This is a genomic window from Microbacterium proteolyticum (genome assembly GCF_030818075.1).
Lineage (GTDB): Bacteria > Actinomycetota > Actinomycetes > Actinomycetales > Microbacteriaceae > Microbacterium > Microbacterium proteolyticum_A.
Genome location: NZ_JAUSZZ010000001.1, coordinates 2013547 through 2039277, shown reverse-complemented (window position 1 = coordinate 2039277; position 25731 = coordinate 2013547). Strand labels below are relative to the sequence as shown.

The 25731-nt window shown below is 69.9% G+C and carries 22 protein-coding genes, 1 tRNA gene and 1 pseudogene; 8 read left to right on the top strand and 16 right to left on the bottom strand.

Annotation, left to right across the window (positions count from 1 at the left end; all coding sequences use genetic code 11):
- Positions 1-562 precede the first annotated feature (562 nt).
- The 4 genes and pseudogenes from QE392_RS17540 to QE392_RS09465 all read right to left on the bottom strand — a co-directional run.
- Positions 563-1237, bottom strand: a pseudogene (locus tag QE392_RS17540) (glycosyltransferase family 2 protein); the annotation flags it as partial.
- Entirely contained in the window at positions 1234-1800 is a 567-nt protein-coding gene (locus QE392_RS09475; protein WP_307450996.1) for an acyltransferase, read from the bottom strand. The gene QE392_RS09475 and the pseudogene QE392_RS17540, both read right to left, overlap by 4 nt.
- The gene (locus QE392_RS09470; protein ID WP_307450994.1) at positions 1797-4028 is read right to left on the bottom strand and encodes a glycosyltransferase; all 2232 of its coding nucleotides are present in this window, start codon (positions 4026-4028) and stop codon (positions 1797-1799) included. Before QE392_RS09470 ends, QE392_RS09475 begins: the two co-directional genes overlap by 4 nt.
- The gene (locus tag QE392_RS09465; protein WP_307450992.1) at positions 4012-5184 is read right to left on the bottom strand and encodes a glycosyltransferase family 4 protein; all 1173 of its coding nucleotides are present in this window, start codon (positions 5182-5184) and stop codon (positions 4012-4014) included. The genes QE392_RS09470 and QE392_RS09465 overlap by 17 nt, the downstream gene beginning before the upstream one ends.
- 290 nt (positions 5185-5474) lie before the next feature.
- On the opposite strand from QE392_RS09465, the gene QE392_RS09460 reads away from it, so the two are divergent.
- The 5 genes from QE392_RS09460 to QE392_RS09440 are packed head-to-tail and all read left to right on the top strand — an operon-like array spanning position 5475 to position 11308.
- On the top strand, positions 5475-6368 hold the full coding sequence (locus QE392_RS09460) for a hypothetical protein (RefSeq protein WP_307450990.1): 894 nt from the start codon (positions 5475-5477) through the stop codon (positions 6366-6368).
- Between the two features lie 17 nt (positions 6369-6385).
- Positions 6386-8002, top strand: coding sequence for an O-antigen ligase family protein (locus QE392_RS09455; protein WP_307450988.1), 1617 nt, complete (start codon positions 6386-6388; stop codon positions 8000-8002).
- A complete protein-coding gene (locus tag QE392_RS09450) occupies positions 7897-8835 on the top strand; it encodes a glycosyltransferase (RefSeq protein ID WP_307450986.1) in 939 nt (312 codons plus the stop codon). Before QE392_RS09455 ends, QE392_RS09450 begins: the two co-directional genes overlap by 106 nt.
- The gene (locus QE392_RS09445; protein ID WP_307450985.1) at positions 8832-10445 is read left to right on the top strand and encodes a lipopolysaccharide biosynthesis protein; all 1614 of its coding nucleotides are present in this window, start codon (positions 8832-8834) and stop codon (positions 10443-10445) included. Before QE392_RS09450 ends, QE392_RS09445 begins: the two co-directional genes overlap by 4 nt.
- A complete protein-coding gene (locus QE392_RS09440) occupies positions 10442-11308 on the top strand; it encodes an SGNH/GDSL hydrolase family protein (protein WP_307450983.1) in 867 nt (288 codons plus the stop codon). Before QE392_RS09445 ends, QE392_RS09440 begins: the two co-directional genes overlap by 4 nt.
- 389 nt (positions 11309-11697) lie before the next feature.
- Here the strand turns inward: QE392_RS09440 and QE392_RS09435 are convergent, their stop codons facing one another.
- The 6 genes from QE392_RS09435 to QE392_RS09410 all read right to left on the bottom strand — a co-directional run bounded on the left by QE392_RS09435 (position 11698) and on the right by QE392_RS09410 (position 17239).
- Positions 11698-12870, bottom strand: coding sequence for a glycosyltransferase family protein (locus tag QE392_RS09435; protein ID WP_307450981.1), 1173 nt, complete (start codon positions 12868-12870; stop codon positions 11698-11700).
- Complete coding sequence (locus tag QE392_RS09430) at positions 12867-13418, bottom strand: acyltransferase (protein WP_307450979.1); 552 nt, start codon at positions 13416-13418, stop codon at positions 12867-12869. The genes QE392_RS09435 and QE392_RS09430 overlap by 4 nt, the downstream gene beginning before the upstream one ends.
- Before the next feature lie 22 nt (positions 13419-13440).
- On the bottom strand, positions 13441-14631 hold the full coding sequence (locus QE392_RS09425) for a polysaccharide pyruvyl transferase family protein (RefSeq protein ID WP_307450977.1): 1191 nt from the start codon (positions 14629-14631) through the stop codon (positions 13441-13443).
- A gap of 52 nt (positions 14632-14683) precedes the next feature.
- Positions 14684-15850: a hypothetical protein gene (locus tag QE392_RS09420; protein ID WP_307450974.1), complete on the bottom strand. Its 1167-nt coding sequence runs from the start codon at positions 15848-15850 to the stop codon at positions 14684-14686.
- A 73-nt stretch (positions 15851-15923) separates the two neighbouring features.
- Complete coding sequence (locus QE392_RS09415) at positions 15924-16904, bottom strand: glycosyltransferase family 8 protein (protein ID WP_307450973.1); 981 nt, start codon at positions 16902-16904, stop codon at positions 15924-15926.
- Positions 16901-17239: a hypothetical protein gene (locus QE392_RS09410; RefSeq protein ID WP_307450970.1), complete on the bottom strand. Its 339-nt coding sequence runs from the start codon at positions 17237-17239 to the stop codon at positions 16901-16903. The genes QE392_RS09415 and QE392_RS09410 overlap by 4 nt, the downstream gene beginning before the upstream one ends.
- Before the next feature lie 215 nt (positions 17240-17454).
- Between QE392_RS09410 and QE392_RS09405 the strand changes: the two genes are divergently transcribed.
- Complete coding sequence (locus QE392_RS09405; RefSeq protein WP_307450967.1) at positions 17455-17940, top strand: hypothetical protein; 486 nt, start codon at positions 17455-17457, stop codon at positions 17938-17940.
- Between the two features lie 330 nt (positions 17941-18270).
- On the opposite strand, the gene QE392_RS09400 is transcribed toward QE392_RS09405, so the two are convergent.
- From QE392_RS09400 to QE392_RS09390, 3 genes are all read right to left on the bottom strand, one after another.
- Positions 18271-18343 (bottom strand) — tRNA-Thr (locus tag QE392_RS09400).
- 48 nt (positions 18344-18391) lie between these two features.
- A complete protein-coding gene (locus tag QE392_RS09395; protein ID WP_307450963.1) occupies positions 18392-18769 on the bottom strand; it encodes a hypothetical protein in 378 nt (125 codons plus the stop codon).
- 41 nt (positions 18770-18810) lie between these two features.
- A complete protein-coding gene (locus tag QE392_RS09390; protein ID WP_307450961.1) occupies positions 18811-19764 on the bottom strand; it encodes a DsbA family protein in 954 nt (317 codons plus the stop codon).
- A gap of 210 nt (positions 19765-19974) precedes the next feature.
- Between QE392_RS09390 and QE392_RS09385 the strand changes: the two genes are divergently transcribed.
- Together QE392_RS09385 and QE392_RS09380 are read left to right on the top strand one after the other, a co-directional pair.
- A complete protein-coding gene (locus QE392_RS09385; protein WP_307328694.1) occupies positions 19975-21078 on the top strand; it encodes an ABC transporter ATP-binding protein in 1104 nt (367 codons plus the stop codon).
- Positions 21079-21154: 76 nt separating this feature from the next.
- Positions 21155-22477, top strand: coding sequence for a DUF4032 domain-containing protein (locus QE392_RS09380; protein ID WP_307450958.1), 1323 nt, complete (start codon positions 21155-21157; stop codon positions 22475-22477).
- Positions 22478-22678: 201 nt separating this feature from the next.
- Here QE392_RS09380 and QE392_RS09375 read toward each other — a convergent pair whose 3' ends face one another.
- The 3 genes from QE392_RS09375 to cysS are packed head-to-tail and all read right to left on the bottom strand — an operon-like array spanning position 22679 to position 25729.
- Positions 22679-23320: an NAD(P)-dependent oxidoreductase gene (locus QE392_RS09375; RefSeq protein ID WP_307450956.1), complete on the bottom strand. Its 642-nt coding sequence runs from the start codon at positions 23318-23320 to the stop codon at positions 22679-22681.
- A 23-nt stretch (positions 23321-23343) separates the two neighbouring features.
- Positions 23344-24342 (bottom strand): 23S rRNA (guanosine(2251)-2'-O)-methyltransferase RlmB, encoded by a 999-nt coding sequence (rlmB, locus tag QE392_RS09370; protein WP_307450954.1) that lies wholly within the window; start codon positions 24340-24342, stop codon positions 23344-23346.
- Positions 24335-25729: a cysteine--tRNA ligase gene (cysS, locus tag QE392_RS09365; protein ID WP_307450951.1), complete on the bottom strand. Its 1395-nt coding sequence runs from the start codon at positions 25727-25729 to the stop codon at positions 24335-24337. Before cysS ends, rlmB begins: the two co-directional genes overlap by 8 nt.
- Positions 25730-25731: the final 2 nt, after the last annotated feature.

The following is a 25731-nucleotide window of genomic DNA, read 5'->3' as shown; positions in this document are numbered from 1 at the left end:
CCGTCCACACCAGCACAGTGCCGCGGCGGCGGATCAGCGCGAGGCTGCCGTAGAACAGGCCGAGACGGGCGACGTGGCGGTACCGACGAGGGCCGGAGAGGAACGACAGGTCCGGCCAGTGCAGGTGGATGACGTCGGTCCGCTGCGTCAGCAGGCGTCCGTAGTGCAGGTCGTGCACGACCGCCCCACGCCGCTGCAGTGCGCGGTACAGATCAGCGGTGTACGGGTTGGCGTGGGCCGTGCGGAAGGCCGGTTCGGCCTGCACGACGAGGGGGCGACGAGCATCCGCCGACGGTGTGCGGCCGAACAGCGTCCGCTCCGCCGCCGGGTAGCCGCGACGCCAGGAACGGCGGTGCGCCCAGGCTTCGCGGTACGCGTTGCGATCGCTGCGCCGGAGGGCCTCCAACAGCGCACGCAGGCCGACCCCGGCTTGGAGCAGCAGAGTGGCCAGCAGCGCGACGGGAGTCGACCACACGGAGGTGAAATAGGTCACCTTGCCCGCGAGGACCATCGCGAGGCGTCGTCCGCTGGAGCTGCTCGAGCCGCCCACGTCGTGCCTGATGACCGCGTCGGGCACGATCACCGGTCGCAGACCTCGACGCCATGCGCGGGTCGAGAACTCGGCATCCTCCCCGTAGAGGAAGAAGCGCTCGTCCATGCCGCCGATGCGGTGCCACGTGTCGCGGCGGGCGAGCAGCAGGCACCCGGTGACGATCGGGACTTCGCGGACCGTGTCGCGCTTCCACCGGCCGAGCGACTCGGGGTCGAACAGCGTCGACTTCTTCGCGATCGCCGACGCCCCGGTGGCGTAACACAGCAGCGACCACAGGCTGGGTGCACCCCAGCACGACGACGGGTCGAGCGTGCCGTGCTCATCCACCGTGCGACCGCCGTAGATCCCGTTCTCGGGATGGGCCTCGGCGAAACCGACGAGCGCCTCCATCGACCCGGGCATCGCCGAGGCGTCGGGGTTGAAGAGCATCACGTAGTCGGCCCTTGAGGCGTCGACTCCCCGGTTCACCGCGCGGGCGAAGCCGAGGTTCTCGCCGGCGTCGAGGACCTGGACGGAAGGGTACGCCGCGCGGATGGCCTCGACCGATCCGTCGACGGAACCGTTGTCGACCAGCACCACGCCCAGCCAGGGCAGGTCGAGGTCGACGAGGGAGGCGATGGCCTCCAGCGTGCGCTCACGGGTGTTGTAGTTGACGATGATGGCGTCGACGGTGGGGGCGCTCATGCAACGGCCCCGGCGGCACGAGCCGGAACACCGGATTGCGTGCGGTACGCCAGCACCTTCGCCGGAACGCCGCCCGCGATGGCGTCGGCCGGGATGTCCTTCGTCACGACCGCGCCGGCGGCGATGATCGCCCCGTCGCCGATGTGCACGCCGGCGAGCACGACGACATCGGCCCCGAGCCACGTGCCGGCGCCGATGACGATGTCATCCTCGACCTTGGCCTGATCCATCGGGGGGATGCCCTGGACGATGCCGTAGTTGGAGGCGGTCACCGTCACGCGAGGCGCGAGCAGCGCCTTCTCCCCGAAGGTGATGCGGCCGGTGGAGTTGCCGGCCCAGATCGTCGAATGCTCGCCGATGCGCGTACCGGCACCGATGGTGATGCGCTCGGCGTTGCGGAACGACACGTTGGGGGCGAAGGTCACGTTCGCGCCCCGGTCGAGTTTGCGCACCTGGGACACGTGGGAGTACCCGTAGTAGTGCAGCACCCGAAGACCGTGCAGATAGACGCGCGGGTCGACGAGCGACGCCGCCGCGGTGAGTGCTTTCCTGATCCGGCTCATTCGTCCGCCCCTTCGAGAATCGCGCGCAGGCGATGGGTCATGCCCTCTGTGTCGAGCTCGGCTCGTGTCGTGGTCGAAACGATCATCTTGTCGCCGTAGACGGTGGCGAACGCCGACAGCTCGTCGCGCCGGTCGGCTGCGGGCAGGACGATCGGCGTCACGATCCGCGCTCCCGCGAACGAGCGCGACTCGCGCGCCCACGGGACGACCGTCACATAACCGATCGAGCGGCCGCTCGGCTGGTCCTCCACGGATTCGCCGCGCACGTGCGCGGCGACCTGCGTCCGCACCGACGAGACCACCTCGGCGAGACCGCTGGAGGGCACCGTGTGCACCCGGACCAGACTGATGTGGTTGCGGATCGCCTCATCGCCGCGCTTGCGGTGCGAGACCGGCACGATGACGTCGATGCCGTCGCGGTCGTCGTCGACGCTGCGCACGGAGGCGGCCACCAGCAGATCGCTCAGCGTCCCGCCCAGTGCCGACGCGCGACGCTTCGTCGTCGGCACGTCCACCACGAAGAACGCGTCGGCCGCGGGCGGCAGGAAGGTGGCGCGGAGACCACGACGCTCGATCAGCAGTTCTTTGAAGGGGCGGATGTTGCGTCCGACCATCCGCTTGGCCCTCTTCACGAAGGGCTTGCGCCAGTACTCGCGCCAGGCGGCCTCGACCGTGGGCTGCTCGCGCAACCAGCTGCGGGCGGCGTGGACGGGGATCATCGCCCGCGTGCGCGGCGCACGGCGAGCGGGCCTGTCCGACGGTGTCGACGTCGCGGGCTCGTAGCCGTCCGCGGTGCGATCGGTCAGGGTCGTGAACATGTTGAACAGCCACTTGGCGTCGCCGTTCGCATGGTGCAGGCGCACCCCGAGGGCGACCTCCCCCGTGGTCAGCGGCGTGAAGGTGATGTCCCAGAGCGGGCGATCCATGGGCAGCAGACCGCGGTCCCCCGCACTCAGCCAGGTCAGCAGGTCGCCGCGGAGTTCGCTCGGCTCGTCGTGGAAGAACACGTGGTCGCGCACGTCGAAGTCCGTCGCCGGCACCCACGCGGGCGCCGTGAGACCGAGCGGTGACCGCATGACGCGCAGCGTCAGCTCGGGTACGCGCTCCACGATGCGCCGCATGGCCTCGAGGACCTTCTCCCGGTCGATGCGCCCGTCGGCGTCCAGGAGGGGATCCCCCTCGAGGACGAGCACGGCACGGGTGTGCATGGCCTCGAACTGGATGCTGGTCGCGACGTGCGTCTCGTCGAGGATGCGCAGCAGCTCGACGGACGCGGTGGGGGCGACCGGCACCCCCGAACTCGACACGGCGGCGGGCTCCGCGTCTCGCAGCGTCGGCATCGGGCCCTTCGACCACGGGGGCACGAACCGCTCCCCGACCAGGGGCAGTCGCCGCGCTTCGCGCGCACCCGTCACGATGCCGCCCAGCATCGCACGCTCGTGAGAACTGGGGCGGTGTCGTATCTCGGCGCGCGCGATGCGGGCGGCCGAGCGGCCGGCCAGACGCCAGGCCAGCTGCGTGCCGAACGCGGGATCGACCCGTAGCCACTTCGCCACCAGGGCGCCGAGTCCGAGACCGTACCCGCGGTAGAGGCTGACGTACTCCTCGCCCTCGCGATCGTTCGCGTGGGTGACCACGCACTTCTTCTCGTGCACGATGATCGATCCGGCACGGAGGATGCGGACGAAGATGTCGAGGTCTTCGGCGCCCGCCCAGCGCTGGCCGGCACCCATGACGTCGTCGAACCCGCCGATGCGCAGCAGCAGCGGTCGCCGGAACGCCATCACCGCGCCGTGGCCGGCATCCAGGCCCTCGATGGGCGTGCGATAGAGAGGTCGACGGTGGTACACGGCGTCGTCCGCTGTGTCGGTGTGATGCATCATCCACCCGGTGACGACGCCGACCGACGGGTCCTCGAAGTGCGGCAGCACCTGTTCGATCCACTGCGGGGTCGGGAGGCAGTCGTCGTCGGTGAAGATGACGAAAGGTCGCTGGGACGTGGTGATGCCCACATTCCGTGCCACGGAGAGGCCCTTGCCGGAGCGCACGTAGACGACGCCGAACTGCTCGGCGACCTCGCGGGTCTCGGACGTGTCGGAGGCGCTGTCGACGACGATGACCTCGGTCTCCGACGGCGTGACGTCGCGGATGGCGGCCAGCGCCCGCCGCAGGTGCTCGGGACGGTTGCGTGTGCAGACGATGACCGAGATATCAGCGGGGCCAGGCATGGGTTCCGTTCATGTTGGCGCGCTCACGCGCACTTTCGTAGCAATCGGCGAGCACCCGCGCGGCGGCATCCCAGGTCAGCTGAGCGCTGTGATCGATCGCCGCGGCGCTCATGCGCGCCAACGCCTCCCGGTCGCGGGCGACGAGGTCGAGGTGGTCGGTGAGGGATGCCACGTCACGCGGGGTGTGGAAGAAGCCGTGGACGCCGTCGTCGAGGACCGCGCCGGACGCGGTCGACACGAGGGGGACGCAGCCCTGGGCCTGCGCCTCGTACGTCACGAGGGCGGACCCCTCCTCGATCGTGGGAAGCAGCAGCACATCGGATGCCGCGAGTGCGGCGTCCACGTGATGGCTGAAGCCGATCACGCGCACGCTCGGGTGCGCGAGCTGGGGCGCCAGCAGCTCCGCGTAGGCCGGGAGCATGCGGCCCACGATCGTGAAGGTGCCGTCTCGGCTGGCCTCGGAGGCGAGCCACGCCTCGAGGGCGTAGTGCAGACCCTTGCGCGGTTCGCCGAGCCCGACGTAGACGGCGCGCAGCGGCGCAGCGGATGCCGACCGCGGGCGCGTTCTGCGCGAGCCCGGGAGGAAACCGTAGCGGTGCCGGAGGATGCGGTCGTCACTGAAACCCGCCTCCCGGAAAGTGCGGGCGACGAAGTCGGACGGCGCGAGGATGGCCGTGGCCGCCTCCCAGTCCGCCTGCTCCATGCGCAGACGGAGTGCGTTCGCGGTGTGGGCGGTGTCCACCTCGCCGGCGAGTCCGAGCGCGGCGACCTCGTCGCCGACGACCTTCCACGCGTATTCGGTGTGCGTGTTCGGGGCCTCCCGCACCACCGCGATGCGCTGAGCGCGCGCCGCCTGTGCCGTGCGGCCAGGACCCGTGGGCCAGAGGTGGACGAGGTCGTACCCGCCGTCGGCGACCAGACGCGCTGCCCGCGCGTCGTGCCAGGCGAAGGCGCGATCGCGTCCGACGGCGCGGTGCGGGATGCGCTTCCCGCCGATCGCGAGCGTCTCGGTGACGCGGACGCCGGACGGCACGGGCCGGGCGACGCTCGCCGCGACGACGTGGATGTCATGACCGAGGCGGGCCAGACCGTCGACCTGGTTCCAGGCCGTCCATCCGATCCCGGGCGCCCCCAAGGCGTGCGGGAAAGAGAACAACACCCGCATGATTTCCCCCTGTTTGGCGAGATGCCGATTGCATTACGTGCCGCTCCCCGATGTCCACTCTGAACAACGCGTCGCCCTTCGTGCAAGTTGAGCGGCTGAAATCCATGTGAACGACTCGACGACGTAACACGCCCGCAATCGCAATCGCTACGCCTTGCCCCCATACTGTAAGCAGGGGGGCGATCAGTACGACTGGTCGAAGTTGTCTTCGGCGATCCTCCCACATGCCATCGGTGGCCCAAGTAACAAGTCGCCCCCGCGGGCGGCCGGAGGAAGAGACAATGGAAGTTCCCACGTATCTGCGCATTCTTTGGAAGAGCAAGTGGCTCCTCGTGGTGGGCGCCGTCGTCGCCGCTGTGGCTGCATTCTTCGCTGGCTTCACGATCAACAACGGCGACATCCAGCCCCGCGCCGAGCAGACGTACCGCGCAGGCACGACCCTGCTGCTGAACGGACCGGACCAGCCGCTGTACCAGGCCGTGATCCCCGGCCAGGAGATCCAGGAGGGCGTCACCTCGCCCGAGAACGTCGACCTGACCAACCGGGCGATCCTGTACGCGTACCTGATCAGCGGCCAGGACATGCGCGCGACGGTCGAGAGCCAGGTCGGCGCGTTCGCCGACGGCGAGACCCTGACCGCTCTGCGTCGTACGACCCAGCCCGGTGGTGACGAGGCTTTCGCCGGTCGTTACGTGCTTCCGATCATCGAGGTCGTCGGAACCGCGACCTCGCCCGAGCGTGCCGAACAGATCTCCCGCGTGGCCGCGCAGTCCTTCGAGGCGCAGGTCGTGGCCGATCAGGACGCCGCGCAGATCGACCCGTCCAACCGCGTGATCCTGACGACGATCGACGAGAAGCCCGCCGCCGCGACGGAGGGCTCGAACCCCGCCATCCCGGTGGTCGTGACCTTCCTCGGAGTGTTCCTGCTTTTCGTGGCGACCGCCTACATCATCGCCGGCTCGCGCGCCTCGCGTGAGCGCAAGCGCGCTCTCAAGGCCGGTCGCACCCGCGGTGAGGCCACGACGGCGGCCGACGCCGACGCGTCGGACTCCACGTCCGAGTCCGACCTGACGGTGGAGGACCTGCTCGGCAGCACGGAAGACGAGTCCGGTCCCACGCGCACGCGCACCCGCTCCACGCGTGCGGAGGCTGCACAGCTCCGCAGCAACGCCTGAGACCCGGAGCTCCTTCCGTGTCGATGCGCACGTCGCTGACTCGGGAGCCGCTCGACGCGGCTCCCGAGTCGTCCGCCCGGACGACGACGCCCGAAACCGACGACGACGTCGCCATCCCCCTCGGGCGAGCCGTCCTCGCCACGGTGATCCTGGTCGCGATCGCCGCCGTCTCCGTGATCTTCCTGCCACCGGTCGCAGCCGGCGGGATCATGATCTTCGTCGCGCTCGCAGTACTTGCGCGACGCATCCTCACGTCGTGGATCGGGTGGCTCGGCATCCTCGTCGCCGTGTTGATGTTCATCCCCATCCGTCGCTACGCGCTCCCCATCCCGCTGCCGTTCCAGCTCGAGGCATACCGTCTCGTGCTCTTGCTGATGTTCCTCGGCATGGTGGCGGCGCTGCTCCTGGACCAGAATCGCAAGTGGAAGCCGGTCGGGTTCGGATGGCCCTTCGGGCTCTTCTTCGTCTCGATGATCATCTCGATCCCGATGAACGGGACCGAGCTCGTCGAGGAAGGACTTGCATCCGGTGCCATCGGCGCGATCGTGAACTGGGTGCTGCTGCTGTCGGTGTTCTTCATCGTCCGCCAGATCATCAGCACCGAGACCATCGCGATGGGTCTCATGACGGCGCTGGTGTGGTGCGGCACCGTCGTCTCGGTCTTCGCGACGCTGGAACGCGTCACACGGGTCAACCTCTTCTGGCGCCTCGACACCTTCCTGCCCCTCGTGCCGATCGCACAGGAGACCGAGGCGTTCCGCGCGGGCGGCTATCGCTCGTTCGCCTCGTCGCAGCACCCGATCGCCCTGTCGGTGATGTTCGCCATCCTCATCCCGGTGGCCATCTACCTTGCCCGCTACGGCCGCTGGCCCCGCAACGAGTGGTCGCGACGCCTCATCTATTCCATCGCGATCATCTTCCTGCTGCTCGGCATCATGGCGGCCGTCTCCCGCACGGCCATGATCGTGCTGGGCGTCATGTTCCTGCTGGTGCTGCTCCTGCGTCCGTGGCTCGGAGTGACGCTTCTCGCCCTCAGCATCCCGGCTCTCGCTGTCGGCATGGCCGCGCTGCCCAAGGTCTTCGGCACCCTCGTGCTGTCGTTCCTCGACATCGACGGTCTGATCGCCTCCCAGCAGACCTCCCCCGGCTTCCGCGGCGCGGGCCGTCTGGCCGACCTGGGGCCCTCGCTCGAGCAGGCCGCTGCGCATCCGTTCTTCGGCACGGGCCTGGGCAGTCGTATCGTCACGGGTGAGTTCCAGAACGCGTACATCCTCGACAACCAGGTGCTCGGAACCCTTCTCGAAGTCGGCGCCGTCGGCATCGTGGGACTGGCCATCTTCATCCTCGCCCCGCTTCTGATGATGCTGGCGTGGGCGTTCACCACGGCCCGCGACGAGCCTCGTTACGCGATGCTCGCGTTCACGCTCGTCCTCAGCGGCGCCGGGTACACCGCCGCCCTGTTCTTCTACGACGCGTTCGGATTCATGCAGACCTTCTTCGTCTATTCGATGCTGCTCGCCGTCGGGGCGTGGCTGCTGACGTCCAGCCCGCCCGCGCTGCGCGCCCGTGCCGCCGGCGAGGGTCTCCTCGTCCGCTGGCCCCGCGCGGAGGCCGCGTCCGGGGCGATCGCGTGACGCCGCGGCTGTCGATCGTGATCCCGGCGCACGACGAAGGACCTCTCGTGCGACGCTCCCTCGTGCGGATGCTGCGAGGCGCCGAGCCCGGGGAGTTCGAGGTCGTGGTCGTGGCCAATGGATGCCAGGACGACACCGCGGCGCAGGCCGCCGCGGTGTCGGGTGTCACGGTGGTGGAGATCGCCGAGGGGTCCAAGATCGCGGCACTGAACGCCGGCGATGAGCGCGCGACGGTGTTCCCGCGCGCGTACATCGACGCCGACGTCGAGCTCGACGTCTCCGCTCTCCGAGCCCTTGCCGAGGTGTTGTCGTCGACGCCGTCGCCACGCGCCGCCGCGCCCACCCTGCGCGTGGACGCGACGGGCAGCACGCTGCCCGTGCGATGCCACACGCGCATCTGGGCGACCTCGGACTACCGCAGCAGCGGCCACGTGGGCTCGGGTGTCTATGCGGTCAACGAGGCGGGACGCGCCCGCTGGGACGCCTTCCCCGATGTCGTCGCCGACGATCGCTTCGTGCAGTTGCGATTCCAGCCCGACGAGCGGATGACGCTCGCCGACGAGTCCTTCACCGTCCACGCACCGCGCGATATGCGCACCCTCGTACGCCGCGGCGTTCGCATCGAGCTCGGCAACCGCCAGCTGCCCGACGGCGCGCGCGAGCGCAACCGTCGCGGGCTCCTCGGCCGCGTCGCCCGGTCGCCACGCCTGTGGCCCGCCTTCCCGTTCTACGTCTGGGGATACATCCTGCCGAAACTCATCGCACGTCGCCGCCCCGATGGACCTGTCGCCTGGGACCGCGACGCGACGCTGCGAGAGGCGGCTCGTCGATGACCAGTGACCTCAAGCACAAGGCGTCGCGCGGCGCCGCCGTGACCGCGGGCGGCCTGTGGATCAAGACGGCCCTCCAGCTCATCTCCACGATGCTGTTGGCGCGTCTGCTGGACCAGTCGGACTTCGGTCTCGTGGCCATGATCATGGCCATCGTCGGCGTCGCCGACCTGGTCCGCGACTTCGGCATGACCGGCGCGATCCTCCAGGCCAAGAAACTGTCCGAGGACCAGTGGCGGTCGCTGCTGTGGTTCTCGGCGATCCTCGGCACGGTCCTCATGGTGGGTATCGCCGCCTGCGCTCCGCTGATCGCCCTGATGTACGGCGAACCGCGCCTGACGGTCCTGACGCTCGCCATCGCCCCGACCCTGCTCATCAACGGCCTCTGCATGCCGCTGCAGGCCTCGGTGCAGAGAGACCTCCGCTTCGGCACGCTCGCCATCATCGACATCATCGCCATGGCCGTCGGAGTGGCGCTGTCGGTCGTCGCCGCCCTCCTCGGGTTCGGGGTCTGGTCGCTCGTGGTGTTCGCCGGCGCCGGTCAGGTGTACCGCCTCATCGCGCTGTGGGTCGCGGCCAAACCGAAGTGGGGTCGCCCCCGCGTCGGCAAGGACATCCGTCCCCTGATGACCACCGGGGGAAGCATCTTCGGCGTGCAGCTGCTCAACTACGCCTCGCGGAATCTCGACAACGTCGTGATCGGTCAGCAGCTGGGCGCCGCCGCCCTCGGCCAGTACTCGCGCGCCTACGCGCTCTTCCTCCTGCCGCAGCAGCAGCTGACCGCGCCGCTCGGCCGCGTCGCGCTGCCCGTGCTCAGCCGCCTGCAGGACGACGGCGAGCGCTACCGCCGGTACATCCGCAACGCGATGGTCGTCATCGGCTACCTTGCCCTTCCCGTCTACGCGATCGCCGCCGCCGTCGCCCATCCGCTGATCCTGCTGCTGCTGGGCCCGGGCTGGGAGCTCGCGGCGGACGTCTTCGCCCTGCTCGCCCTCGCCGGCGTGGCGCAGGCCGTCGGCAACGTCAACGGATGGATCTACATCAGCCTCGGTCGCGCGCACCGGCAGCTGGTCTACTACGCCGTCACCCGCCCCATCGTGATCGCGGCGTTCTTCGTGGGTGTCGCGTGGAACGGGGTCAACGGCCTCGCGCTGCTGTACGGCCTGGTCACCCTGGCTCTGCTCGTCCCCGGGTTCCTCGTGGCCAGCCACGGAACGTTCCTGCGCAGCGGAGTCGACGTCGGCCTGCCGCTGATCCGCCCGGCGATCGCCGCGGGTCTGGCGTACGGCGTCGCGTGGGGCGTCACGCACCTCCTGTCCGACTGGCTCGCCATCGTGCAGGTGGTCGCCGGGGGCCTCGCCGGGCTCGCCGTCTTCGGCATCCTGTGGATCGTCCCGGGATACCGTCGCGACTACCGGATGATGTTCGACTTCGTGAAGCAGGCGCGCAAGCCCGCTCCGCGCCCCGCCGCCAGCGAGCCTTCGTCGGAGGAGATCGCGGCGGAGGCCACTCCCACCGACTCCCCCGCTGCGGTGCTGGGCGCGACCGAGCCCTCGGTCGGCGAGATCAAGACCACGCTCGAACCCGGCCCCCGGCGAAGGGACCGACGATGAGCCGCAGATTCCCGATCACGGGTGCGCTCGGCGGTGGCCTGATCCTCCTGCTGACCGCGTGCACGTCGGCGGCACCGACGGAGTCGCCCGCACCGTCCGAGGCCGTCGGCGACCTGCGTCCGGTGACGTCGGTCGCGGTGGTCGGCGACTCGATCTCGGTGGGCATGTCGGCGTGCGGCACGCGCGACGCCTGTCCCTCGGCATCCTGGGCCTTCGGCGATGACACCGCCGTCGACTCGATCGTCCAGCGCATCGCGGCGGCGACGGGCACCGACGAGATCACCCCGCTCTCGCTGGCACGGCCGGGTGCGCGCGTGGCCGATCGTGTCGATGCGGTGCAGAACGCCCGCGGTCAGACCGCCGATCTCGTCCTCGTGGAGGTCGGCAGCAACGACGTGTGCGCGAGCGACGTGTCTCAGATCACCCCCGTCGGCGAATTCGGCGCGTCGTATCGAGAGCTGCTCGAGACCATCCGCGCGGGCGTGCCGGAGGCACCCATCGTGGCGTACTCGATCCCCGACCTCCTGCAGCTGTGGGAGGGGGGCCGGAGCGACCCCGCGACCGTGCGCCTGTGGAACCAGAGCCCCTCGTGCAGCACGCTGCTGGGCGATGCCGACTCGGATGCCGCCGCCGACGTGCAGCGCCGGGAGGACGTGGTCGACACCCTCGCCGGGTACAACGCGGCGATCGTCGAGGCGTGCGCTGCCGTTACCGGGTGCGTCTCCGACGACGGGGCCGTGTCGCAGGTCGCCTTCTCCCCCGACGACATCTCCGAGGTGGACCGCTTCCACCCTTCGCTGGCCGGCCAGGCGGCCCTCGCCGCGGCCGCGTGGCCCGCGGCCCAGAAGGCTCTCACCGAGTGAGGCGCGATCGGCGCTGAGCCGACCGCGACACGTCTCACGAGCCGGCTCCCGAACGCGGGGAGCCGGCTCGGGCCTTCGCCCGGACGAGCCGAGATCGTCGCCGACACCGGGAGTCGTCACGCGTGAGCGGATGCCGTCCCCCCGCGCGACCTGAGGCGGCGCAGCCCTCGGCCCGACCTCGCGCCTGAGCGGATGCCGTCCCCCGCGCGCCCTGAAGCGGCGCAGCCCTCCGGCGGCACCACCCGACCTCCCGCCTGAGCGGATACCGTCCCCCGCGCGCGCCCTGAAGCGACGCGGCCCACAGGCGCCACCGCTCGACCTCACGCAGGCGGATGCCGTCCGGCGCGACGACGTGAAGCGGCGCAACCCTCAGGCGCCACCGCCCGACGTCACGCGTGAGCGGGCGTCATCCCCCGCGCGTCGGCCGACGAACGCAGCGCGAGGTCGAGCACCGCGCGGTGACGCGAGCGCCAGCTGTTGGCGGCGATGAAGGCCTCTCGTTCGCTCCCGTCGAGCGGACCCCGCGCGAGCGCTTCGTCGACGAACGGGGCCATCTCCGAGGTGCTGGGTGCGAACGTCACCCGTTCGTGGATGTCGCGCACCGGGGGCAGGTCGATGGACACCACGGGGAGCCCCGCGGCCAGGTACTCGTACACCTTCAACGGGCTCATCGCCTCGGTCAGGGCCGTGCGGCGATGCGAGAGCAGCGAGACGTCGCAGTTCCGCAGCGCCGCGACGAGTTCGGCACGGCCCACACCGGGATGCTGATGCACATTCGGCACATCGCGGAGTGCCCGCGTGTACTCCAGGTCGGGCGTCGGCCCGAGCAAGACGATGTGCAGGTCGGGGCGGTCCGCTGCGAGGGCGGCGACCCCCTCCACGTCGAGGCGATCGTCGATCGTCCCCACGTAGATCGCGCGGGGACCGGGGATGGCATCCAGCCACGGCGGAGCGGCCGGCGCCGGACCCTCCCATTCGGCCGGGTCGACGCCGTTGGGCACCACGACGGCCGGTCCGCGCGGAGCGATGCGGTCGATGATCTGCTGCGACACGGCGGCCACGCCGATCTCGCTGTCGCTGATCTGCCGATAGGCGGCGGCGTAGGCCGGCCAGTACTGCTCGTGGGCCTTCGAGCTCAACCAGTCGTCGCGCCCGAAGTACGTCACCGTATCGGCCCAGCCGAAACGGCAGAAGGCGGCGGCCAACGGATTGGTCGTCACCACCGCCGGCCGCTGCAGCCCCGCACGGGCTGCAGCAGCGCGCAGTCGATCGTCGTATGCGCGGTAGGTCCGCACGACGGCGGACAGATCGGTGGGGTCACGCCGCGCGATCCGAGCGGGCGTGATCAAGTGCTCAGGTCCCCCGGACCGTGCGTCGCTGCGGCGCACCGTCCGCGCCACGATGCTCGCGACGGAACGGAACGGATTGGCGACCAGGAGCGTCCCCACCTCGTCCGACGACATCAGCGTCTGCAGGATCCGGTCCGGGGGCCGCATCATGCCGCGCGCGAGGGCGTCCGCGTACGTCTCGTACGAGAAGGTGAAGACGACGTCCCGGGTCACGGCACGAGCTCCCGGATGACACGGGCCGGCGCACCCACGGCCACGCATCGCGGCGGGATGTCGGAGGTCACGACGGCGTTCGCGCCGACGACGGCGCCTGCTCCGATGGTGACACCCGGCATCACGACCACGTTCTGTCCCAGCCACGCCCCGCGTCCGATCCGGACGGGTGCGACGCGTTCGAGGGGCTGGTCGCGGATCGGGGTGTCCGGGTCGTCGAAACCGTGCATGTGGTCGGAGATGTAGACCCCGCGCGCCAGCTCCGCGGCCTCCTCGATGACGACCTCCTGAACGGCGGTGATCGAGGTCTGGTTCATGCGCACACGATCATGCAGGTGGATGACGGGTCCCGGGGCATCCAGCCTCGGCACCATGAACCACGACGACGGCCCGATGAGGACGTTGCGCCCGACCGACACCTTCTGCGGATTACCGGCGCGGAAGGGCAGCATGATGCGCGAGCCCCGACCGAACTCGGCGAAACCCGTCGACGCGACCTTCGTGTAACCGGCGTCGCGCGCTCGGGTGGCGTACTCCAGGAGCGTCATGGCATTCATCGTGCGTCCCCCGTCACAGACCTTCGACATTGCGCTCGGACAACCGCCGGACGTCGTCGCGTGCGGCCAGGATCCGCGAGCGCAGCTCGCCCTCCCGTTCGATCACTGTAGCGACCGCCGTGGTCAGATCGGCGTCGAACGACGACCCCGGCGACACGCACAGTTCCGGCGCGCCGAACAGGTCCATCAGCCCCTCGACCTTGCCCTGGGTCGCCACGGTCACCGCCGGCGTGCCCGCCATGAGCGACATCACCGCGAGGTGCATGCGGCCCGTCACGGTGATCGCTGCGCGCGCGGCCAGGCCGCGGATCTCGGTCGGGGCGAGCAGGCGCGGGACGAGCTGGACCTGCGGATCGCCTGCGGCCTCGACGAGGGCCTCGCACAGCGGCAGGTCGTCGGCTCCGTGACGGGACACGTGCGGCACGACCAGCACCGTGTGGCCCGCAGCCCGCAGCGCCTCGATCACCCGGCCGTAGGCGGGCAGCCGGTCGCCGACCAGACCGGAGGCGTTCACGAGGGCGAGTCGTCCGTCGCCCAGGTCGGGCAGCAGGCGCTGCACGATGCCGTCGTCGCGCGACGACGCCGAGAAGACGATGTCAGCGCTGTCGATGACGGGGAGCCCGTCGGCGCGGGCCCGCGCGGCGGACCGGGGGTCGCGGAGGTAGAGGCGCACGCCCGCATCGCCGGCGCGCCGAAGCGCCTGGACGGCGCGCGCGTGCGGAGCGGAGTTCCAGCTGAAGCCCACGATGCGGGTGGGCCACCCCAGCCGGGCCAGGCGCTCGGCGAGAGCGGCGCGATTGACCGACGCGCGGAGCACATAGGCGCCGTCCATGATGTCGGCGCCGATCACCGAGAACGACCGCGCCGAGCCCAGTTCCTTCGTGAGCGTCCGCACGTCACGGGCATGACCCACGGCGGAGCCGTAGACGAGAGCGGGCAGGGGAACCAGGCGCATGCGGGAGGCGAGCGCCGCCGGGACGTCGAAGTCGCGGGTGGAGCGGGTCAGCACCACGACGGGCCCGTCGACTGCCTCGACGAAAGCCTCGACGAGGGCCTGGTCGCCGATGTTGCCCCGACCCGGCGGAGCGAGCAGGACGTGGTTCGTCCCGCCGGGGCGCGGGCGCGACCGGATGAGAACCCGATCGACGGAGCGGATGAGCCGTTCCGACTGCAGAGGCTTCGCCAGACGACGAACGATGCTCACGAAGACCTCGTCTCACCGCGGCGTAACCTTCGCCGCCGCGGCGGGGATGCAGTCAGATTTTCCACACGGACCTCAGGTATTCGTCTGTAGGCATCGGCGTACGCGAATCCAACCACGCGGAGGAGACATCCGACAGCGTGGGGTCGTACGTCCATCCCCCGGAATTTGCATATGTCTTCGCCGCAGAGGTGTGTGCATTCTCGACGGCCGCCCACACCCCCGGGACTGATCCGATCATAATGGAGTCCCGCGCGGACAGAACGCCATTGGTTCCCGACCCGTTGGCGGCTTGCGGGTAAACAGAAGACAATTTCGACCCGGCGGGCAGCGGATACCGCTTGAGCATCGAGGCCCCGGCCACGAGCAGGGAATGATCGAAACGGACTCCGGTCGCCAATTCCGTGGGAATGAAAGCCGCATTCGTGGACGCGAAGATCACCGTGTCCTCCATGACGACGTTCTTCAGCGAGTGGCTGCCGGACAACTGCAGCGTGTCGAGGTGCGCCGTCGAACCCTCCGGCTTGTACATCGACGCGATGTAGCAGCCCACCACGGAGAGATTCGTCACCGTGGACCCGGCCGTGCGGAACGCCCACGCGTCGGACTCGGTGAGCTGCGATTCGGGCGTCACGCACTCGACGAACTCGACATCCGACACGGCGGCCGTGCTGTTCGTCGAGACGTTGAACGCACGCCCCTTCGACCAGGCCCAGGCGAAGTCGGACACACCGGTGAGGACCAACGAAGAGGGGAACGTCCAGAACCCCACGAAGCTCACGCCGGAGACGCGGTCCATGCGGATGGAGGCGTCGAAGGTGATGCTCTGCGATCCGTCGCGGGGCATGATCAGGATGCGGCGACCGCGGCCGGTCTGCCCGATCCGCTCCAGCACGGGACGCGAGGAAGACCCGGCACCGTTGCCCGCCAGGCGCCCCGGGCGGACCAGGATGCGCACGTTGTCGTTCTTCGAGACGTCCTTCAGCGACGTGATGGCGTTCCCGATCGCCGTCCAATTGCAGTCGCATTCGATCGTCTTGACGAACGTGTCGGTCGGGCGCGGGGTTCGGCTCGGCCAGTGCGAACCGTCCGGTCCGTAGGTGTCGGAGTACAGCGTGGAAGTGGCGGCGAACGCACCCTGCGGGGCAGCGACCGTCGATGCGGCTACGAGGGGAACGGCGGAGAGGAGTCCAATGAAAGACCTCCGGCTGATGTCGGTCATAGACATAATTTAATCGACGAAACATCGCCCCGCGTTACGCCGACAAAAAATCGTGGATACGACCGCCTACTGGCTAATGAATCCTCCGGAGTCGGGCTATTTTCTTCCGGGCGACGCGGACGGCACGCGGGATCTTCGACAGAACGGTGCTCTTCAGGTTCGGCCGCCACCCGCGCCACGACGTATCGTCCAGCGAGTCGAACCACTCGTCGACGAGAGGGTGCTCGCACCCCTGCTCCCAGGGCTTGGGGCGGCCCGAGTAATGGACGATGTGCGGGTCCTCCTGCAGCGCGGACAGCTCGTCGGGCTCGAAGGGGGACGGCTCGATCGGAGAGTGCGGGTAGGCGAAGACCGCGGTCATCTGGTTCCACCGAGGATCGATCAGCCGCGTCCTCGTCGACAGCAGGGCGTTCAGGGCATCCTGATCGGGGAACTGCATGGTGGGGTGCTCCGCGAGGAAGGTGAATGCCTTCTCGGCGATCTTCTCCGCGCGGAAGGTGGCGAGGTCGATGACCAGCAGCCCCGACTGGAAATAGGTGTTCTCGGCACTGTACGGGTACTTCTTCTGATCGACCGTGCGGGCGATTCTCGCCGCGTTGCCGTTGTCGAGAGGAAGATCACGCACGGCGAAGAGGACATCACCGTCGAACGGTTCCCGCCACAGGGGAAGGATGTCGTGCCGCACGACCATGTCCGCGTCCAGATAGACGACCCTCTCGAGCGAGGGGGGCAGCAGCGCGGGCAGCAGCAGCCGAGCGTAGGCGGCGGGTGGGTACGGACGCGAGGACGAGGTGCTGAGCTGGCGCAGCAGGCTGGCTGCCGCACCCTGCACCGGCAGCCACTCCACGCGGCCGCCCGCCTTCGCGGCGGAGGCGGCGATGCGGCGACGAGCGCGAGCGGGAACACCGCAGTCAACGACGTAGACGGTCGCGCGGCCGCCGTGCTCCTGGACGCGGCGGCACACCGACTGCGTCGCTGCCGCCAGACCGAGGCTCATGACGCTGTCGGAGGCCAGCGCGACGGCGACCTCGGGACCGCCCGTTCCTCGGCTCACCGGAGAACCCAGATCTGCGCGAGACGCTCGTCCGTCGGCATCGGCGCGTTCGCCTCGAGCCACTCCGCGTCGATGTCTCGCAGAGAGGGATCGGACGTGAACGACCCGCTGGTCGCCTCGGGAGGCTCCGCGGCCGAGATCGTCGAATTCTCGACCTCCAGGAAGGTGCCCCGCACACCGCCGACGAACACGGAATCCTTCGCGCTCATCTGATCGACCGACCCGGCGGCGTTGACGGCGGCCGGCAGGCCCGACGTGAAGTCGTTGGCCCCGTCGGGCAGCGGATAGCGCTCGAGCATCCGATCTCCGCCCACCAGCAGACTGTGGTCGAACACCACGCCCGTCCGCCCCCGCGGAGGGGATGAAGCCCGCGTTCGTCGAGGCGAAGAGCACAGTGTCCTCCATAAGGAGGCCCTCCTTGTCGGAGTTGCCGGACAGCTGCAGGGTGTCGCAGTGGGCCGATGAGCCATCGGGCTTGTACGTCGGGGCGAGATAGCACCCGCGCACGCTCAGGTTGCTGTACGGGTTGTCGGCCGTGCGGAACGCCCAGGTGTCGGAGTCGCCCGAGGACGCCTCGGGAGTCACGCACTCCACGAGCTCCACGTCATCGCTGGGACCGCTGGCGCCGGAGGTGATGTTGAAAGCCTGCCCCTTCGACCACGCCCATGCGAAGTCCCGCGTCGAGGTCAGGACGACGCTCCGCGGGAAGGACCAGAATCCCGCGAACGCCACCCCGACGACGGCGTCGATCCGGATGGATCCGTCCAGGGTCACCGACCCGATGCCGTCGCGCGGGATCACCAGGACGCGCGACGCACGGCCCTCCCGTCCGATCTTCTCCAGCACCGCTTCGGACGTCGATCCCGCACCGTTTCCCACCAGCGTGCCCGGGCGCACCAGGACGCGCGCCGCCCCGTCCGGGGCAGCGGCGTCGACGGCTGCGATCGCCGCGGCGATGTCCTCCCAGGAGCACTCGCATTCGACGCTGGCGTCGAATGCGTCGTACGGCCGGGGCGTCCGCGACGGCCAGTGCTGACCGGTGGGCCCGAACACGCCCCCGGCGTCGGGGATCTGCGGCGGTGTGGTCGCCGCCGCAGGCGCGATGACGCCGACGTCGCTGGTGGGCAGCGCCGACGGGGATTCCGGGGCGGGCTCGGGGCCGCCGTCCGGAGCGCACGCCGCGACGGCGGCCACCGGAACCAGCAGGAAGAGGGACATCGCGGCCCGTCGAGAAATGTCGGTCACGTGCAGCTCCAGACTTTCGGCGACGGGGTGTCGAACAGTCGCTGAACCAAAGTACGCAATGCATGCGTCGCCCACGTTACGAATGCACCAACGTCGCACCGCCCCCCGAAAAAACAATGCGTGCCGGCTACAGGACTCGAACCTGCAACCCCCGTATTACAAGTACGGTGCGCTACCAATTGCGCCAAGCCGGCGGGACGCCGTGAAGCGTCTCGGATGACGAGTCTAGGACCCGGGGCCGTTCACTCGTCGTGTCTGCCGCTGCGGCGATCCCAGTCCAGCGACTTGAACTGGAGGAACGAGCACAGATTGCCCGCAACGACGATCTCGGCCGCGAGGCTGGCCATCTCGTGCGGTGACAGTGTGAGGTCATCGGGGCGCGCGGTGAGCGTCGCCTCCCAGAGGGGCTCGTCGTACCCCTTCGGCTGCATGTACACCGCCGCCGCGGCGTTCGACAGCGTCATGACGACGAGGCCGGTGTCTTGACCGTCGGCATCCTCTTGCTCGACCACTTTGATGCTCCCCGCGACGACATGCCCCTGATCGCGGAACTCCTGCACCCAGGCCTCCAGCTGACCACGGGACCGCCGCGGCGGGGAGTCCTCGAGCTCGTCGTCCATGACTCCAGAATCGCACACAGTCGCGACCGCGAGGGATTCGATCAGCCCGCGGGGGTGGTCGACGGAGTGGGGGTGGCGGTCGAGTAGTACGCGTTGCTGTCGACGGTCAGCACGAACTGCGCGAACTCCTTCGCGTCATCCATGTTCCCGACGTAGGGCGTCCCGTTCACCAGCACGGTCGCTGTGGCGGTGAGCGCCTGTCCCTTCGTGCCGGGGAGTCCCTTGATCGCACGGTCGGTGGCGGCCTTCGCCCAGCCGGTGTAGGTCTCGTCCTCGATGCACGAGCGCACGGTCGGAACGTCGCTCACGCCCGCCCCCTGCGCCATGTCGGCCAGCTGCTGGTCGCTGTAGCCGTCGGTGTCCACCGCGGGCTGGTTGGTGAGGAGTTCGTGATTGAAGGCGAAGAAGCGATCCGACGCATGCGTGGCGACGCACGCGGCGGCGCCGGCCGCACGCAGGCTGTACTTCGTGCCGTTCGACTTGGACGTGAGCATGGCCACCGGATAGTAGGTGAGGGTGGCGGCGTCGTCGCCGACCCACTTCGACAGCTGGGAGGCGTTGGCGGACTGGAACTCTCGCGCTTCGGGCGAGAGGTAGTCGACGTAGACGCGGATGTCGACGGGTGCGGCCGTGGTGGTCGGCTCGGGCGTGGGCTCGGCCGTGGGGGTCGCCGACGCCTGCGCGGCCATGGTGGCCGCCGTCCCGTCGACGGTCTGATCGGCCAGGGGGTTCGCCACCTGCGACGCGGTGGTGACGAGGAAGCCGTCGTCGGCGGCCGCATCCGGCAGCGCCTGCGATCGGCCCTCGTGGGACGTGAGAGCGGCGGAGACGCCCGCGGCGCCGATGCCGATCACCGCGACCGCACCGACGGCGATCGCGGATCGCCGCGCGATCCGCCAGCGCGTCTGCTTCGCCTTGACCTGCTGCGCCTTCTCGCGCACCGCCTCGCGACGATCGCGTTCGGCGGGCGAATTCGCTGAGGAGTCGTGGGACATGAAACCTTCCGGGCACGGCCGTTCGCCGTAAGAAATGGGGGTCCGCACGGGTGGGCGAACGAGCACCGATGGTAGCCAGGCTGGCTGAGAAATGACCAGACACGTGCCATACTGACCCTGCGTGCACTGTCGCGCGCATACGGGGTCGCCCCCGTTTTCCATTCACTACGGATCGTCCGGCACGTACCTGCCGGTGAAGGAGAAGAAACAATGGCGTCCGTCACATTCGACAACGCAACCCGTCTGTACCCCGGTGGCACCCGTGCCGCGGTCGACAAGCTGAACCTCGACGTCGCCGACGGCGAGTTCCTGGTTCTCGTCGGCCCCTCCGGCTGCGGAAAGTCCACGTCGCTGCGCATGCTGGCCGGCCTCGAAGAGGTCAACTCGGGCCGCATCCTCATCGGCGACCGCGACGTGACCGACGTGCCGCCCAAGGACCGCGACATTGCGATGGTCTTCCAGAACTACGCGCTGTACCCGCACATGACCGTCGCCGAGAACATGGGCTTCGCGCTCAAGATCGCCGGTGTCGGCAAGGAGGAGCGCGCGGCGCGCGTGCTCGAGGCCGCCAAGCTCCTCGACCTGGAGCAGTACCTCACGCGCAAGCCGAAGGCACTCTCGGGTGGTCAGCGTCAGCGCGTCGCCATGGGCCGCGCGATCGTCCGCCAGCCGCAGGTGTTCCTCATGGACGAGCCGCTGTCGAACCTCGACGCCAAGCTGCGCGTCCAGACGCGCACGCAGATCGCGTCGCTGCAGCGTCGTCTCGGTGTCACCACGGTGTACGTCACGCACGACCAGACCGAGGCCCTCACCATGGGCGACCGCATCGCGGTGCTCAAGGACGGCATCCTCCAGCAGGTCGGCACCCCGCGCGACCTGTACGAGACCCCCAAGAACGTCTTCGTGGCCGGCTTCATCGGCTCCCCCGCGATGAACCTCTTCACCGCCGACCTGGCCGAGGGCGGCGTCCGCTTCGGCGACCTCGTGGTCCCGGTCGAGGCCGACACCATCGGCAAGGCGCACGGCTCCGAAGTGACCATCGGCGTTCGTCCGGAAGACATCCAGGTGGCTCCCGCCGACGGCCGTGGCCTCAAGGTCGTCGTCGACCTCGTCGAGGAGCTCGGCGCCGACGGGTACCTCTACGGTCACACCGACATCAACGGCAAGCGCACCGACCTGGTCGCGCGCGTCGATGGTCGCCGTCACCCGAACGCCGGTGAGACGGTCGTTCTGGCGCCGGTCCCCGGACACGTGCACGTGTTCGACCTCGAGTCGGGCGACCGCCTGACCGACCGGGCCATCGCCTCGGCCTGATCCACTCATCGACCCGGCGCGTCTCCGGTCCCCGATTCCTCGGGGCCGGGGGCGCGCCGCACTTTTCGGAGGCCTCGTGTCCGAATCCCTCAGCATCACCGCCAGCTCGGTCGACCCGGGCCTTCTGCAGTTGCCCTGGTCGACGGGGCTCGGCGACTGGCCGAGCAGCCACATCGTGGCCCTCCCCAAGGGCATCTCCCGCCACCTCGTCCGCTTCGCGAACCTGTCGGGCCGGGTCGTCGCCATCAAGGAGACGACGGAGGAGATGGCACGCCGCGAGTACGACATGCTCGGCAACCTCGACAGGCTCGCCGCCCCGTGCGTGGACCGCGTGGCCGTGATCGCCGGGCGCACCGACGCCTCGGGGCGCCCCCTGCCGGCCGCCCTCGTGACCGCGCACCTCCGGTTCTCGCTCCCCTACCGCGCCCTGTTCACGCAGGTGCTGCGCCCGCACACGGCGACGCGCCTGGTCGACGCCCTGGCCGTCCTCCTGGTGCGCCTGCACAACGTCGGCTTCTACTGGGGTGACGTGTCGCTGTCGAACACGCTGTTCCGCCGCGACGCCGGGGAGTTCGCCGCCTACCTGGTGGACGCCGAGACGGGCGAGTTGCACGGCAACCGCCTGAGCCCCGGCCAGCGGGCGCACGATCTCGACATCGCACGGACGAACATCGCGGGCGAGATCATGGACCTCGAGGCCGGCGGCCGACTGGAGGGCGGTGTGGATGCCATCGCCATCGCCGACGGTCTGGTGTCTTCGTACCACTCCCTCTGGGGCGCCCTCACCGACAAGGAGTCGTTCGCCGTCGACGAGTCGTGGCGCATCACCGAGCGCGTCCACCGTCTGAACGCCCTCGGCTTCGACATCGGCGAGATGTCCATCCGCACAGCCAGCGATGGCACGCAGGTGTCGATCCAGCCGAAGGTCGTGGATGCCGGGCACCACCAGCGACGCCTGCTGCGCCTGACCGGACTCGATGTCGAGGAGAATCAGGCGCGTCGCCTGCTCAACGACCTCGACGAGTTCCGGGCGCGCGTGTCGCGCCTCGGCGCCGACGAGGAGATGGTGGCCCACGAATGGCTCACTCGCGTCTTCGAACCGATCGTCATGGCCATCCCGTGGGACCTGCGCGCGAAGCTCGAACCCGCTGAGGTGTTCCACCAGGTGCTGGAGCACCGGTGGTACATGTCGCAGGCGCGCGGCCGTTCCGTGCCCCTGGCCGAGGTGGTCAGCAGCTACATCGACGACGTCCTGCGCCATCGGCGCGACGAGGCGACCGTGATGGGCCCGCCCACCGACACGATGTCGATCCCCACCGTCTCCGACTCCGACGCCCCCGCCACGGGCGAGGTCCCCACCACCGACACCGACCTGGTCGACTGGCGCGACCTCGTCTGAGTCGCCGCCTCGAGCGCGGGACCCCGCACCAGATCACACGGTCACACGGTCGCTGCCCCGCGCATCCTGTGACGTCGCGCGGATCGTGTGATCTCGCGACGCGCCACCGCCGAGCCGCGCCGTGACGTGACTCCGGAACGCCCGAGGCCGTGGCATCCGGAGAGAACTCGGGATGCCACGGCCTCGCGCCGCGCGGAACGCTCAGTAGCCGACGGTGAAACGCTCCCGCGTGTGCTTCCGGTCCTCGATCTCGTCGAGGATCGCCACGGCGAAGTCGGCCCCGCCGATGAAGGAGTCGCCGTTGTCGTCGACGACGAGCACGTCGCCGCCGTCGCGGTAGGAGCCGGTGCGCTCCCCCGGTGCCCACGAGCCGAACCCACCGGCGGGATGCACGTAGAACCAGTCACGGCCGGTGTCGTCGGCCTGTAGGTCTTCGAGGATGCCGATGGCCTCGCGCGCCTCGGGCTTGTACTCCTCGGCGAAGCCGTCGGTGTCGATGAGGCGGGGTCCGCCCTCGGCCACCAGCGACCCGCCGGCGCCGCCGACGACGCCCAGGCGGACGCCCTCGGGCAGCGCCGTCGCGAGCTCGGCGATCGCGGGACGGAGCTTGCCCGCCATGTCGCCGCGCGGAGCGGCAGCCGAGACGACGACCTCCACGCCCTCGAGCTGGGCGACCAGGCCGGGAACGTCCAGGACGGTGCCCTCGAGATAGGTGGCCCCCTCGATGCGCTCGGTGGGCACCGAGCGGGCGATCGAGACCACCGTGTGGCCGCGGCGGACGGCCTCGGCGACGATGTGGCTGCCGGCGTAGCCGGTGCCTCCGATGACGGCGATGCGGGTCATGCTTCTTCCTTCCTCAGGGCGGATCAGCGCGCGCCGCGCAGCGTCGACACCTGATACAGGGCGACGGATGCCGCGATGCCGGCGTTGAGCGATTCGGTCGCTGTGGAGATGGGGATCGAGACGACCTGGTCGCAGGTCTCGGTGACCAGGCGCGACAGGCCCTTGCCCTCGGAGCCGACCACGATCACGACGGGGCGATCGGCGAGCTCGAGCGCAGGCAGGGACACGTCGCCGTCGCCGTCGAGGCCGAGTACGAACACGCCCTGCTTCTTGAACTCCTTCAGCGTCGCGGTGAGGTTCGCGGCGAGGGCGACGGGGATGCGGGCCGCGGCGCCGGCGCTGGTCTTCCAGGCGGCGGAGTTGACGCTGGCCGAGCGACGCTGCGGGATGATGAGACCCTGACCGCCGAACGCACCGGTGGAGCGGATGATCGCGCCGAGGTTGCGCGGGTCGGTGACGCCGTCGAGCGCGACGAGCAGCGGCAGCTCGCCGCGGTCGAGGATCTGCTCGAGCAGGTCCTGCGGGTGCGCGTAGGTGTACGGCGGTACCTTGAGCGCCACGCCCTGGTGCACGCCGTCGAAGCCCGCCATGCGGTCGAGCTCGGGACGCGTGACCTCGAGCACCGGGATGCCGCGGTTCGTCGCGATCGACAGCATCTCCTTCACGCGGTCGTCCATCTCCACGCGCTGCGCAATGTACATCGCGGTGGCGGGGATCTTCGCCCGCAGTGCTTCGAGCACCGAGTTGCGACCGGTGACCGTCTCGGTGTCGTCGGACGCCTTGGGGCTCTTGCGGTTGCTGTTGCTACCCACCGCGCGGACGCCGGGGCGACCTTTGCCGCCCGCTGCGGCATAGCGCTCCTCGGCGGCCTTGCGCTTACCGGCGGGGTGCCAGGCGCGGTCCTCGGCCTTCGGGGTGGGTCCGCGTCCCTCGAGCGCCTTGCGGGAGTGTCCGCCGGTGCCCTTGAGGGGTCCCTTCTTCTTGCCGGGGTTGCGTGCTCCCGGGCGTCCAGGCTTAGCCATCGATACTCCAATGCGTTCCGGCCGGAGTGTCCTCCAGCGTGATTCCTGCGGCGGCGACGGCATCGCGGATGCGATCGGCAGCCGCCCAGTCCTTGTCGGCGCGGGCGCGGGCGCGCTGCGCGATCATCTCCTGCACGAGGGCGTCGAGCGCCGCGTCTGTCGATCCGGTCGCGACGGCGGGCTCGACGGCATCCAGACCCAGGATGCCGAGCATCGCGACGACCGCACGGTGCGCCGCGAGCGCGGCCCCCGTGTCTCCGCCGTCGATGGCGGCGTTGCCCGCCCGGACGGTCTCGTGCAGCACCGCGAGAGCCTGCGGCACGCCGAGGTCGTCGTCCATGGCGGCGGCGAAGTCGGCGGGCACCTCGCCCGGCACGGCCGCGAGCGGGTCGGCGTCGGTGGCGCGGAGCACGCGCTCGCGGAAGGTCGAGATCCGGTCGAGCGCACTGGCCGCCTCGGCGAACGCGCGGTCGGAGACGTCGAGGTTCGACCGGTAGTGCGCCGCGGCGAGGGCGTAGCGCACGACCCGCGGGTCGTGGTCCGCGAGCACGTCGGCGGCGAGGGTGAAGTTCCCGAGCGACTTCGACATCTTCTGCCCGTCGACGGTCACGAGGCCGTTGTGCACCCAGTAGCGGGCGAAGGCGTCACCCGCAGCGGTCGACTGCGCGATCTCGTTCTCGTGGTGGGGGAAACGCAGGTCGAGGCCGCCCCCGTGGATGTCGAACTCCGGACCGAGGTAGCGACGCGACATCGCCGAGCACTCGATGTGCCAGCCGGGCCGCCCCGTGCCCCACGGCGAGGACCAGGTGGCCGAGGCGGGCTCGCCCTCTTTCGCGCCCTTCCACAGCGCGAAGTCGCGAGGATCGCGCTTGCCGCGGGGATCGGCGTCGGCGGCGGGTTCCATGGCATCCAGACTCTGCCGGGTGAGCTCGCCGTAGGCGGGCCACGACCGCACGTCGAAATACACGTCGCCCGCTGCCGGGTAGGCGTGGCCGCGGTCGATGAGCTCGGCGATGAGCTCCTGCATCTGCGTCACCGAGGCCGTCGCGCGCGGTTCGTAGGTCGGGGGAAGGATGCCGATGGCGGCGTACGCCCGCGAGAACTCGAGCTCCATGCGGTAGGCCAGCGCCCACCACGGCTCCTCGGCGGTGGCGTTGGCCAGGACCTTGTCGTCGATATCGGTGACGTTGCGCACGAACGTGACCCGACCGTAGCGGTGCGTCAGCCAGCGGCGCAGGAGGTCGAACGCGAGCGCCGCGCGCACGTGCCCGATGTGCGGACCCGACTGCACGGTGGGGCCGCAGACGTAGACGGTGACGTTCGAGGGGTCGAGAGGGACGAAGTCGCGCAGATCCTGCGCCTTCGAGTCGTACAGCCGAACAGTCACTG